The sequence below is a fragment of the Streptococcus equinus genome, assembly GCF_900101445.1.
In the GTDB taxonomy this organism is placed as follows: domain Bacteria; phylum Bacillota; class Bacilli; order Lactobacillales; family Streptococcaceae; genus Streptococcus; species Streptococcus equinus_B.
This window is the reverse complement of record NZ_FNKE01000005.1, coordinates 1-12,702: the sequence shown is the minus strand read 5'-3', so window position 1 is coordinate 12,702 and position 12,702 is coordinate 1. Positions and strand designations below refer to the sequence as shown.

Here is a 12,702-nt window from a genome sequence, read left to right as displayed (position 1 = left end):
TTCTCTGATAAGTTGACAAAAGGTACTCACGTACCCTGTCACTATCAATTCTATAAAATATATTTTGTGGATATTAAGCTTTAGTGAAATACTCAACTGCGCTACGGAACAAGTGTTGGTCTTTATTTCCTGGAATATTTTGGAAAAGACCATCTTCGTAACGTTCTGAGTGTCCCATCTTACCGATGATTTGTCCGTTCTTGCTTGTGATACCTTCAATAGCATTCACAGAGCCATTTGGATTGTATTTAGAATCCATGCTTGGTTTGCCATCAAAGTCAACGTATTGACTAAAGATTTGTCCGTTGTCACGAAGTTCAGCGAATTCTTCATCAGTCACAACAAATTTACCTTCACCATGTGAAACTGGAATTGCGTAAACATCACCAACTTCAACACCAGCAAGCCAAGGTGAGTTTGTATTTGCGATACGTGTTTCAACCATTTTCGCCACGTGTTGGTTAGCATCGTTGTAGAAAAGAGTTGGACTTGTTTCAGTAGCATCTTCAAAGTTACCGTATGGAAGAAGACCTGATTTAACAAGGGCTTGGAATCCATTACAGATACCAATGATAAGACCACCTTTTTCGATGAAGCTATCAATAGCTGCGCGAACTTTTTGGTTAAGTAAGATGTTCACGATGAATTTAGCAGAACCATCTGGTTCATCAGCGGCTGAGAATCCTCCAGCAAAGAAGATAATGTTAGCTTTACTGATGTTGTCAACCATTGTATCAACTGAAGCTTCAATTGCTGCTTCGTTAAGTGTCACAAATGGTACCAAATTAACTTTTGCACCAGCTTGTTCAAAGGCTTTAGCTGAATCGTATTCTGAGTTTGTACCAGGGAAAACTGGGATGTAAACAAGTGGCTCAGCAACTTTTTCACTTGCTTTAATGACAGCGTCTGAAGTGACAGCTGGAACATCTTCAAGCTTAGTACTTTGTTCAAATTCAGTTGGGTAAACTTCTTCAAGTGTTCCTTCAAAGGCTGAAAGAAGTTTGTCACCAGCAAGGTTGACACCGTTGACAGTAAGTGTAAAGTCTTCAGTTGTTTTACCAATTTTAACGGCGTCAGCAATTTCTTCAGCTGAGGTAAAGATAAAGCCACCGAGTTGTGCTGTCAAGCTAGTTGCAAGCTCGGCCAATTCAACCTTAGCACCGATATGGTTACCAAAGCTAGCAAGTTCCAAGCTTTCCATCACACCACCGTATTTAACAGCTGACGCTGCTGTAATGTGATGTGCTTTTTGAATGGCTTCAAATTTAGCGAAGTTAGCTTTAATAAGGTCAAAATCAATATCTTGTGAAATAGCTTGACCTGGAATATAGTAAACATTTTCGCCAGTTGCTTTAAATTCAGGTGAAAGAACTTTACGGCTATCAGCTGTTGTTACACCAAAAGCAACCAATGTTGGTGGTACTGTCAATTCTTCAAAAGTACCAGACATTGAATCTTTACCACCAATTGATGGCAAACCAAGTTGAATTTGAGCTTCGATTGAACCAAGAAGAGCTGAGACAGGTTGACCAAAGCGTTCAGCTTTTTTATCCATACGTTGGAAGTATTCTTGATAAGAGAAACGTGCTTTAGACCAGTTAGCTCCAGTTGCCACCAAACGTGCTGTCGCTTCAATCACAGCATAAGCAGCACCGTGATATGGTGACCATTCAGCAATGTAAGGATTGAATCCTTGAGCCATGACTGAAGCTGTTGTTGTTACACCATTTTGAACAGGAAGTTTTTGAACAGAACTTTCTGTTGGTGTGATTTGGTAACGACCACCAATTGGATGGTTAACTGTTGAACGACCAACAGAGCTATCAAAAATCGTTTGTAAACCTTTTTGACTAGCATGGTTAAGGTCTGAAAGAACCTTAGTTGTATCAGCTACGAGTGTTGCTGCTGAAGTTGTACGTTGTTCTGGCATGTCAACTTGACTGTCAACAATATCAGCATCAACGACCACGCGCACACCGTTAGTATCAAGGAAACGACGTTCAATATCGACAATGGTTTGACCATTCCAAGTCATGACAAGGTTTGGTTTTTCTGTAACTGTCGCAACAACAACAGCATCGATATTTTCTTTATGACATTCAGCTACGAAAGCATCAACATCTTTTGGACGAACCACAACAGCCATACGTTCTTGTGATTCTGAAATAGCAATTTCAGTTCCGTTAAGCCCTTGGTATTTAAGTGGCACTTTATTAAGGTCAATTTCAAGACCATCAGCCAATTCACCAATCGCAACACAGACACCACCAGCACCAAAGTCATTTGATTTTTTGATGAGGCGAGTCACATTGCCATTACGGAAAAGACGTTGAATTTTACGTTCTTCGATGGCATTACCTTTTTGTACTTCTGCACCAGCTGTTTCAACAGATTCAACCGTTTGAACTTTAGAAGAACCAGTTGCACCACCGACACCGTCACGACCAGTTTTACCACCAAGAAGGATAACCACATCACCAGCTTCTGGTTTTTCACGAACAACATTACCTTTAGGAGCTGCACCGACAACAGCTCCAAGCTCCATACGTTTAGCGACAAATCCTGGGTGGAAGTATTCTTTAACGTAAGTTGTTGCAAGACCGATTTGGTTACCATATGAAGAATAACCATGAGCTGCTGTTTTAGAAATCACTTGTTGTGGCAATTTACCAAGACGAGTTTCTGCAATTGGTGTTGTGATATCACCAGCACCTGAGATACGCATAGCTTGGTAAACATAAGAACGTCCTGACAATGGGTCGCGAATAGCACCACCAATACATGTTGCAGCACCACCAAATGGTTCAATTTCTGTTGGGTGATTATGTGTTTCATTCTTGAACATAAGAAGCCAAGGTTCTTTAACACCATTCACATCTACTTCGATTTCAACAGAACATGCGTTGATTTCATCTGACACTTCCATGTCATCCAAGCGTCCATTAGCACGTTCGTAACGACCAAAGATAGTTGCCATATCCATCAATGTTTGTGGTTTTTCAGAGCGACCTAATTCATCACGCATAGCAATGTATTTATCATAAGTTGCTTGCAATTGTTTTTGGAATTTAGACGCTGAGAAATCAATATGTTTAAGCTCAGTTTCAAAGGTTGTGTGACGGCAGTGGTCTGACCAATAAGTGTCTAAAACTTTCAATTCAGTTTCAGTTGGCACACGTCCGATTGATTTGAAATAATCTTGAATGAAAACAAGGTCATCAACTTCCATCGCCAAACCTTGTTCAGCTTTGTAGTCAGCAAATTCTGCTGCAGTATAAGTTTTAAAGAAATCAAGATTTGGAATTGTTTTGTCAGATTCTGAAAATGCCTGTGGGGCAATTCCTGTTGTAATATCTTTAAAACGAGAATCGACAGGATTAAGCAAATAATTCTTAACCGCATCAAGTTCAGCTGCTGCGATATCTTTATTAACGAGATAAAGTTGAGCAGTATTAACAGTCACGTTACTATCGCTACCAAGCAAAAGCAAAGCTTCTTGTGATGAGGCTGCGCGTTGGTCAAATTGACCAGGAAGCGACTCAATCGCAAAGAAAGCATAATTAGCAAGTTCAGCAACCAATTCACTTTCAGCCAAAATATTATCTGTTACTTGTTCAGAAAAAATATGTTTTTCCGCACGTTCAAAAAGTGCTTTGTCTAGCCCAAAAACATCATAAACTTGAATGATACGAAGATCAGTCAAACTTGTTAATTGAAGATTATGTTTAAGCTCTTTGACAAGCGCTTGAGCTTTAATATTGAAATTTGATTTTTTCTCAACGAAAATTCGTTTATCCATTTTTTACCCTTTTTAGAATTCTTCTTTTACCTACTTAGCAAGTGTTGCGGATTATTTAAGTCCTTTTAGTTTTTCAAGAACAACTTCATAAACATCTGTTAAGCTACCAAGATCACGACGGAAGACATCTTTGTCCATGTGGTGACCTTCAGCATCCCAAAGACGGCAGTTATCAGGTGAAAATTCATCAGCAAGAATGATTTCACCGTCTTTATCTTTACCAAATTCCAATTTGAAATCAATCAAAGTAAGTCCGATTTGTTTGAACCAATCTTTCAAAAGTTCATTAATACGACGTGTTTCAGCTTTGATGTAAGCAATATCTTCATCGCTTGCAATACCAAGGAATTTCACGTGTTCATCATTAATGAATGGGTCATCCAATTCATCATTTTTGTAATAAAACTCAACAATTGGTGTGTCCAATTTGATACCTTCTTCAACACCAAAGCGTTTTGAGAATGAACCTGCTGTAACATTACGCAAAACAACTTCAAGAGGAACAATATCAACTTTTTTGTTCAATTGTTCGGTTTCTGACAATTGTTTAACAAAGTGAGTTGCCACACCTGCTTCATTCAATTTAGTAAAAATTAAAGATGAGATTTGATTATTAAGAACGCCTTTACCTTTAATAGTCTCTTTACGAGCACCATTAAGCATTGTTGCTTGGTCTTTGTAGACTGAAATAATCAAGTTCTCATCTTCTGATGTTGTGTAGATATCTTTAGCTTTTCCCGTATAAATTAGTTGTCGTGACATGTTTTTGTTCGCCTTTCGCTTTTATTCTACTAAATTTTAACACATGCTCTAACCAATTTCAATATTTAACAGACTTTTTAATAAAATAAAAATAAAAACGTCCGCTTTTAGCGAACGTTTTTGCTTAATTTACTCTATTATAGAGATATTCCATCATTTCTCCCATACATTTCATGTCTTCAACATCTTCGTCAGGGATTTCCAAATGAAACTCATCTTCCAAGTTGATGATAAATTCCATCAAGGCAATTGAATCAACTCCCAAATCATCATGAAGACTCGTTGTTTGCGTAATCTCCATATCCGGTTTATTCATTTGCTCCTTAATGATGAAACTAATCCTTTCAAAAATAGCCTCTTTTGTCATTTCATCCTCCCTTTTCATTAGTCTTTTGGCGTGAATGCTTCAACCAATTGACCAACAACATTTGTATCTAGCATCTTACGAGCTTGTCTAATAGTATAGTAAACAGCTTGCGCATCACTTGACCCATGACATTTGACAACAGGTGCTTTAAGCCCAAAAAGAACCGCACCACCTGCACTTGAGTAATCCATGGTATCTTTTAGACTATACAAGCTATCTTTCAATAGAAGGGCTCCTAATTTAGCTTTCCATCCACCGGATTTAATAGAAGATTTCAAGCTTTCCATAATGTTAAGAGCAGTTCCTTCCATCGTTTTAAGAACAGCATTTCCTGTGAAACCATCTGATACCACAACATCAGCAACACCATTCATCAAATCACGCGCTTCGACATTTCCAACAAAGTTTAGACTAGTGTCTTCTGCCAAAAGAGCGTAAGTTTCTTTATGAAGTGGATCACCTTTAGTAGATTCTGTTCCGTTATTTAGCAGACCCACACGTGGTTTATCAATACCACGAACATTTTTAGCATAAAATGACCCTAAAATAGCATATTGGTGCAAGTGTTTAGGGGTATTTTCAGCATTTGCACCAAGGTCCAACATATCATAACCTTTACCATCAAGAGTTGGTAAAGTAGACATCAAACCTGGACGATCAATTCCTTTAATACGTCCGACAACAAAAAGTCCTGCTGCCAAAAGAGCACCTGTATTACCTGCAGAAATCACAGCATCTGCTGTTCCTTCCTTAACCGCTTGAGCACCAAGTACCATACTAGCTTTCTTTTTACGACGAATCGCTTTTGCTGGTTCATCGTCCGAATTGATTTTTTCATCTGTATGAATAATTGACACACGCTCTGTTGCTGCCAAATATTCCTTAATTTTTGCTTCATCTCCATAAAGTTGAATCTCAATATCTGAGAATTCAGCCAAGGCACGATTAACTCCTTCAACAATAGCCTTAGGAGCATTATCTCCGCCCATAGCATCAATAGCAATTTTCTTCATATGAATTTCCTCACAAAACATTATCGCCTTATTATAGCATGATTCGCGATTTTTTTCATTTTTTGAAAATCCTCGCATGCTTTCAGAAAAAAAGCCACCTGATAAGCAGGATGAAAATTCTACCTATCAAGTGACTTTATTTCATAATATTTCCCCAAGTTCCTAAATCATCGATGAATTTCTTACTCTTCAAACGAAGACCAACATAATTATCATAAACATCATCAATGAACAAACGTAATTTTCGCTTCATCTCTGGCTTAACAGAAATTGTCTTCAAATCATCAAATTGAATTGCTTGAAAACGATCCACCAAATAAAGAACATTCGGATCCAAATGACTGCGATGATCATCTTTCACATAATGTTCAGGACAAAGCAAACCAGAATACTTATGTGAAAAATCAAAAGGAAGCCCTACACGATGACAAAAAGCACACTCATGAAAATTAAGACTAACACCAAAACGTTCTAAAATCTGAATCTCAAAAATATTAGTCAAAATTTCATAATCAAGCCCCTCTTCCATCAACAAAAGAGTCTTCTTTAAAAAGGCAAATAACTGCGGATCTGCCACACCATCTGGCACAGCAGCATCTGCTAAAGCCGTCACATAAGACGCATAAGATAGCTTAAATAAATCCGCATTAATCTCCTTGAAAGAATCAACTTCCTTATAATCTTCAATAAAAGATAAACCAGTCTCATTGATTTTTAAAATAAATTTAGCTACCGTTAACGGTTGAATCGCCGAATTAAAGCGAGATTTACTAGCATGTTTCACAAAAAACATGTGTTTCCCATTGGTTTCAGTAAAAATCTTAACTAACTTATCATCCTCACGATAATTACGATTATAAAGGACAAGACCGTAAGTTTCCTTATTTTGCATGCTCTTCCATAAATTCTTTCAAACGATCCATGGCTGTTGTTATTGTTTCCATACTTGCCGCATATGACAAACGAAGATAGCCTTCACCATATTTACCAAAAGCTACACCAGGAATGAAAGCAACAGCTTTTTCACGCGCAAAATCTTGACAGAATTTAAATGAATCTTGTTCATAGCCAGCTGGAATCTTAGCAAAAATGTAAAAGGCACCATCTGGTTTGATAATCTTAAAGCCAAGCGCAGACATTTTATCAATGATGTAATCACGACGTTTCATATACTCTGCCTTCATAGGAAGAGCATCATCCTTACCAGCTGAAAGAGCTTCAATCGCAGCAAACTGCGCCATTGTTGCAGCAGCTGTAACCAAGTATTGGTGACTCTTAATCAACTGCGCTGTAAAATTAGCTGGCGCAAAAATCATACCAATTCGCCAACCTGTCATAGCATGAGATTTAGAAAGACCATTAATTAAAATGGTTTGTTCTGGAAGATATTCTGCAATTGATACATGAGGTTCATCACTATAAGTTAATTCAGAATAAACTTCATCTGAAACCACAAAAACATCATATTTCTTAAGCACATCCGCCAAAGCTTTAATTTGTTCACGTGAATAAGTCACACCAGTTGGGTTAGTTGGGTAATTAAGCAAAACAGCTTTTAGCTTATCGCCTTGTTCCAAAATAGCTTTTTCAAGCATTTCTGGTGTTAAAACAAAATCATTAGCTGTTGTATCAATTTCAACAATTTCAGCTCCTACAAGATTAACAATAGGTTCATAACCAGGATAAGCTGGCGCAGGCAAAAGAACTGTATCACCAGGTTCCAAAATAGCCGTTAAAGTTGCTGACAAAGCTTCCGTTGCTCCAATTGTAACCAAAATTTCATTGTCAGGATTATAAGACAAATGATATTTAGATTTCAAAAAATCTGCAGCTGCTTGACGAAGAGCAGGTAAACCTGCCATCCCAGTATAGTGAGACTGATTGGCATCAATCGCAGCTTTTGCTGCCTCTTTAACATGATCAGGTGTTGTAAAATCAGGCTCTCCAAGAGTCAATTTCATAATGCCTGGCACGTCAGAAATAGATTGGTCAAATTGACGAATCAACGACACTTCAATCTTATTTAAATTTTTATTAAAACGATCAGTTAAACTCATAGCATCACCTCAAAAATCTAATTACATCTATTATACATAAAATTTGATAATTATACACCCTTTTTCAAGTTATCCACAGCAATAACCGTACGATGTCTAAAAACGACTTATCCACATGTTAATATCTAAAACTAAAAAAATCGCTGGAATAACACCAACGATTTCTTCTGACTTAAAGCCAAATCTTATTTATTAGCTGTTCCCATTTCAAACAATGGTGACAAAGGACGTTTTTCGTGAATACGAGTAATTGCTTCAGCAATTAATTCAGCGATTGAAATTTGTTCAATCTTGTCAATCAAACGTTCTTCTGGAAGATAGATAGTATCCAAAACAACCAATTTTTCGATTGCTGATTTTTCGATGTTTTCAAGAGCAGGTCCAGAAAGAACTGGGTGAGTACATGATGCATAAACCGCAGTTGCACCAGCTTCTGCAAGAGCATCTGCTGCGTGACAAATAGTACCTGCTGTATCGATCATATCATCAATCAAGATACATTTTTTACCTTTAACGTTACCAATGATGTTCATAACTTCACTGGTATTCATTTTTGTAACACTACGACGTTTATCAATGATAGCAATCGGTGTTTGGAGGAATTGTGCCAATTTACGTGCACGAGTCACACCACCGTGGTCAGGACTAACGACAACAACATCGTCTCCAACCAATCCGTGACGGTCAAAGTAATCAGCGATCAATGGTGCACCCATCAAATGATCAACTGGAATATCAAAGAAGCCTTGAATTTGTGCAGCGTGCAAGTCAACAGTCAAAAGACGATCAACTCCAGCTACTTCAAGCATATTTGCGACTAATTTAGAAGTAATCGGTTCACGTGAACGAGCTTTACGGTCTTGACGTGCATAACCGTAGTAAGGAATAACCACACTAATTTTTTCAGCACTAGCGCGTTTAAGAGCATCAACCATAATCAAGATTTCCATCAAGTTATCGTTAACTGGTGAGCTAGTTGACTGTAAAATAAAGACATGGTCGCCGCGAATTGATTCTTCAATGTTGACTTGGATTTCACCATCAGAAAATTGACGAACAGTTGATTTTCCGAGTTGAATTCCCATAGCCGAAGCTACTTTTTCTGCTAATTCTTTGTTTGACGATAAGGCAAACAATTTTAAATCAGAATAAGACATGATTTCCTCCAAAGTTTTTATCCTTTACCATTTTAACGTTTTTTTAGCATTTTTTCAATGACAAATGCGTTAAATCCGCTAAATACAGGCAAAATAGAGGGACACAAAAAAAGAGAAGGACATAATCCTTCTCACAGTTTTATTATTGGTAGATGTAGTAGACAGTTCCGCCACCCCAAGTTGATGAAGTTGGGTTGAACCATCCACGGTAGTTACCGATTGATGAGTTACCAGCGTAGTTAGCTTCCATAACTTGGATGTTAGTTGAGCTTTGAACAGCTGTTACGTATGCAACGTGTCCATAACCACCACCATCGTATGGCCATACAGCTACTGCACCAGCTTGTGGTGTAGTACCTACAGAGTGACCAGCAGCTTGTGCGCTAGCAATCCATTGGTTAGCATTACCCCAGTAGTTACCAACCCATGAAGCAAGTGATTTAACACCCCAAGTACATTGACCTACTGGGTAAGTGTTACCTGCTGTGTTAGTAGTTGGTGTTACTGAAGATGGTTTAGCAGCTGATGATGAAGTTGAAGCAGCTGGTTTAGCAGCAGTTTGTGCTGGAGCACTTTGAGCTGGTGTTGCAGCTTGTTGTGCTGGTGCTGCTTGAGCTGGAGTTGAAGCTTGTTGTGCTGGTGCTGCAGCTGACGAATCTTGAGCTGAAGTATCTGTAGTTGTATCAGTTGTAGCTGTACCGTTTTGAACAGCAGCTTGTGCTTGTGCTACAGATTCAGCTTGTGCTTGTGCTTCAGCTTGTGCTTGTGCTTCGGCAGCAGCTTGTGCTGCAGCAGCTTCAGCAGCGGCTTGTTCAGCAGCTGCTTTTTGAGCTACAAGGTTAGCACGTTCATCTTCAGCAGTTGCCAATTGAGCAGAAAGATCCAATTGAGCAGCTTGCAATTCAGCTTGTTGTGTTGCCAAAGCAGCTTGGTTTTGTTCGATAGTTGCTTTGTTAGCAGCTACTGTATTGATAGCTTCTTGGTTTTCAGCTTGTTTTTGTTCAATTGCAGCTTTATCAGCTTCTTGTTCATCAAGCATTTTTTTGTTTGCAGCAACTACTTCACGAATTGCTTGAACACGGTTGATAGCATCAGAAACTGATTTAGAGTTCAAGATTGTGTTGATGTAGCTTGTAGCTGAAGCATTTTTTTGCGCGTTACGAGCTTGGTTTTTCAAAGTTTCGTTACGAGCAACAATTTTGCTTGAAAGAGCTTGAATTTCTTCACTTAATTTTTGAGATTCAGCTTCAAGTTGAGCATTTTGTGCTTCCAAATCAGCTTGTTGTGATTGAAGAGAAGACACTTGACTTTGAATAGCATCAACTTTACTTTGAGCTGCAGCTTGTTCTGAAGTTAGGTTGCTGATTACAGCATCCTGTGCAGCAATTTGTGTATCATAATCGTCCGCATTTACAGTTACGGCCGCTGTTCCCAGTGTCACACCACTGACAAGAACAGCTGATAAAATTCTTTTTTTCATATTAATTAAACTACTCCTTTTTGATAAGACATTATTATTTTACCAAAAAATCACGCAATTAATATTACGTGATTGTTACATTTATGTTTTGTTATGGTAATCTAAGCGTTAAAATATACTTTTTTAAACAATTTCTGGAATATCAAATACAACAAAACGTTAAAAATAAGGGTTGGCGCAAAACTATAGGCTATAAAATTAGCCATTGATAACGTTGTCATCCCCAATAAAACAGCAGCTGATTCTCCAACAATTTCAAACAAAAACAAAACAATAATATAGAAGGTTAATGTTTGAAAATTACTAGCAAAAATACTCTTAGTAATCTTATTAGTAAAGATTACTAAAACTGGTAATAGGAAAACAACTAAACCAATTCGATTCAAGTAATAGATATCATATAAAGCACCTAAGACCAAGGCACTGAATAAGACAAAATGTTTATTCCTATCATGATAAAAATCAATAATTGCCAATAAAAGAAGATGACTACTAATGGTCACATGATATGAGAAAATAGAACTCATCAAGTAAGAAAGCTGACCATCAATCAACATCAAGAGAAAAAGTAAAAAAAGCAAAAAGTATTTATTCTTAAAAAAAGCCACTTTAATCACCAACTATTGTTACATATGAGATATCAGAAAAATCTGCCGCAGGTGTTACATAAACAACACGTTCTAAATTCTCTGAACTGTTCTTCACACTTGAAACTGAGCCAACAGCAATATTTGCAACAGTATCACCATCAAGTCCACTTGTCACAACACTATCATTTTCATTAATATCAGTAGAAGAATTTAGATTCGAAACAACAAAACATTTCTTATCTGAATCATAAGATTCTAAAATTCCAAAAACATCACCTGAAGCAGTTGAAATTTTAACAGGAATACTAAAATCAGAACCATTTGCTAAAAGTGCAATACTTGAAGTAGTTGAAGAAACGTCAGTGACTACACCAATAAGTCCCCCATTTGACAAAGCAAGCATCTTTTTAGCAACATTATTATTTTTTCCTAACTTAACAGTCAAAGAATCATACCAAGAAACTGGGCTTCTAACAATAACTTTTCCTGTAGCAGAAAACTGAGTAGTAATAGATGATGATGCATTAATAGCACTATTTAATTGATTATTTTCAGATTTTAAAGAATCAATCACTTCACTCTGATTTTCAAGCTCTGCAACCTTTTTCTTTAACTTTTTGTTCTCAGAATAAGTATCAAAAAGATCGTGAATATCCTCATTAAGAGAATCTAAAGATCTAAAGGGAGCGGAAACAATAGAATCCACTCTTGCAACAACACTCCGAACTGGAGAAGTTACACCAGAAACAATTCCCTCATTCTTAAATAGAAATGCCAAAGAAAGACAGAGAACTAATAAAATCAACACAGCGAAGAAAACGAGACGAGAGATTCTTAATTTTTTCAAGATCGTGCACCAACTAACTTAGAATATAAAAATAAAACGAGATATCAAAAGATAATCTCGCTTGAAAAATAGCACGGAGAATAAGGGATTCGAACCCTTGCGCCAGTTACCCGACCTAACGATTTAGCAAACCGTCCTCTTCAGCCTCTTGAGTAATTCTCCATTCCATGTATGGGCACAAGTGGACTCGAACCACCGACCTCACGCTTATCAGGCGTGCGCTCTAACCAGCTGAGCTATGCGCCCATGAAACTTGGAATAACCAATATAAATAAAAAATAAAAAGCGGGTGACGAGAATCGAACTCGCGACAACAGCTTGGAAGGCTGTAGTTTTACCACTAAACTACACCCGCATTTATTAAAATTTAATGGCGCGAGACGGAATCGAACCGCCGACACATGGAGCTTCAATCCATTGCTCTACCAACTGAGCTACCGAGCCAAACTATTGCGGGAGCAGGATTTGAACCTACGACCTTCGGGTTATGAGCCCGACGAGCTACCGAGCTGCTCCATCCCGCGCTAACAATATTAAAGGAGGATGTGGGATTCGAACCCACGCACGCTTTTACACGCCTGACGGTTTTCAAGACCGTTCCCTTCAGCCGGACTTGGGTAATCCTCCATA

At 37.9% G+C, this 12,702-nt stretch carries 10 protein-coding genes and 6 tRNA genes; all 16 read right to left on the bottom strand.

The window, feature by feature from the left end:
* Positions 1-73 precede the first annotated feature (73 nt).
* A complete protein-coding gene (locus BLR83_RS09500; RefSeq protein ID WP_074561391.1) occupies positions 74-3,799 on the bottom strand; it encodes a phosphoribosylformylglycinamidine synthase in 3,726 nt (1,241 codons plus the stop codon).
* 51 nt (positions 3,800-3,850) lie between these two features.
* Positions 3,851-4,561 carry a phosphoribosylaminoimidazolesuccinocarboxamide synthase gene (purC, locus tag BLR83_RS09495; RefSeq protein WP_074561390.1) on the bottom strand — a complete coding sequence of 237 codons (711 nt, stop codon included), beginning with the start codon at positions 4,559-4,561 and terminating at the stop codon, positions 3,851-3,853.
* 124 nt (positions 4,562-4,685) lie between these two features.
* Positions 4,686-4,928, bottom strand: coding sequence for an acyl carrier protein (locus tag BLR83_RS09490; RefSeq protein WP_039696062.1), 243 nt, complete (start codon positions 4,926-4,928; stop codon positions 4,686-4,688).
* A gap of 17 nt (positions 4,929-4,945) precedes the next feature.
* Positions 4,946-5,941, bottom strand: a complete 996-nt coding sequence (plsX, locus tag BLR83_RS09485) for a phosphate acyltransferase PlsX (protein ID WP_327084554.1) — start codon at positions 5,939-5,941, stop codon at positions 4,946-4,948.
* Between the two features lie 136 nt (positions 5,942-6,077).
* Entirely contained in the window at positions 6,078-6,833 is a 756-nt protein-coding gene (recO, locus tag BLR83_RS09480; protein ID WP_074561388.1) for a DNA repair protein RecO, read from the bottom strand.
* Entirely contained in the window at positions 6,823-7,998 is a 1,176-nt protein-coding gene (locus BLR83_RS09475) for a pyridoxal phosphate-dependent aminotransferase (RefSeq protein WP_039696065.1), read from the bottom strand. The genes recO and BLR83_RS09475 overlap by 11 nt, the downstream gene beginning before the upstream one ends.
* Positions 7,999-8,183: 185 nt before the next feature.
* Positions 8,184-9,155: a ribose-phosphate diphosphokinase gene (locus tag BLR83_RS09470; RefSeq protein ID WP_006531291.1), complete on the bottom strand. Its 972-nt coding sequence runs from the start codon at positions 9,153-9,155 to the stop codon at positions 8,184-8,186.
* Positions 9,156-9,297: 142 nt separating this feature from the next.
* Positions 9,298-10,635, bottom strand: coding sequence for a CHAP domain-containing protein (locus tag BLR83_RS09465; protein ID WP_074561387.1), 1,338 nt, complete (start codon positions 10,633-10,635; stop codon positions 9,298-9,300).
* A gap of 101 nt (positions 10,636-10,736) precedes the next feature.
* Complete coding sequence (gene mreD / locus BLR83_RS09460; protein WP_180366651.1) at positions 10,737-11,252, bottom strand: rod shape-determining protein MreD; 516 nt, start codon at positions 11,250-11,252, stop codon at positions 10,737-10,739.
* Positions 11,245-12,072 (bottom strand): rod shape-determining protein MreC, encoded by an 828-nt coding sequence (gene mreC, locus BLR83_RS09455; protein WP_074561385.1) that lies wholly within the window; start codon positions 12,070-12,072, stop codon positions 11,245-11,247. Before mreC ends, mreD begins: the two co-directional genes overlap by 8 nt.
* A 74-nt stretch (positions 12,073-12,146) precedes the next feature.
* Positions 12,147-12,234 (bottom strand) — tRNA-Ser (locus BLR83_RS09450).
* A 10-nt stretch (positions 12,235-12,244) separates the two neighbouring features.
* Positions 12,245-12,318 (bottom strand) — tRNA-Ile (locus BLR83_RS09445).
* 38 nt (positions 12,319-12,356) lie between these two features.
* Positions 12,357-12,427, bottom strand: a tRNA-Gly gene (locus tag BLR83_RS09440).
* Between the two features lie 16 nt (positions 12,428-12,443).
* Positions 12,444-12,516: transfer RNA gene (locus tag BLR83_RS09435), tRNA-Phe, on the bottom strand.
* A gap of 6 nt (positions 12,517-12,522) precedes the next feature.
* Positions 12,523-12,596 (bottom strand) — tRNA-Met (locus tag BLR83_RS09430).
* A gap of 13 nt (positions 12,597-12,609) precedes the next feature.
* Positions 12,610-12,699: transfer RNA gene (locus BLR83_RS09425), tRNA-Ser, on the bottom strand.
* Between the last annotated feature and the right edge of the window lie 3 nt (positions 12,700-12,702).

Bases quoted from the DNA above. Each gene is read 5' to 3' on its own strand.
- BLR83_RS09500 (WP_074561391.1), bottom strand. From the start codon at position 3,799: ATGGATAAACGAATTTTCGTTGAGAAAAAATCAAATTTCAATATTAAA.
- purC (WP_074561390.1), bottom strand. From the start codon at position 4,561: ATGTCACGACAACTAATTTATACGGGAAAAGCTAAAGATATCTACACA.
- BLR83_RS09490 (WP_039696062.1), bottom strand. From the start codon at position 4,928: ATGACAAAAGAGGCTATTTTTGAAAGGATTAGTTTCATCATTAAGGAG.
- plsX (WP_327084554.1), bottom strand. From the start codon at position 5,941: ATGAAGAAAATTGCTATTGATGCTATGGGCGGAGATAATGCTCCTAAG.
- recO (WP_074561388.1), bottom strand. From the start codon at position 6,833: ATGCAAAATAAGGAAACTTACGGTCTTGTCCTTTATAATCGTAATTAT.
- BLR83_RS09475 (WP_039696065.1), bottom strand. From the start codon at position 7,998: ATGAGTTTAACTGATCGTTTTAATAAAAATTTAAATAAGATTGAAGTG.
- BLR83_RS09470 (WP_006531291.1), bottom strand. From the start codon at position 9,155: ATGTCTTATTCTGATTTAAAATTGTTTGCCTTATCGTCAAACAAAGAA.
- BLR83_RS09465 (WP_074561387.1), bottom strand. From the start codon at position 10,635: ATGAAAAAAAGAATTTTATCAGCTGTTCTTGTCAGTGGTGTGACACTG.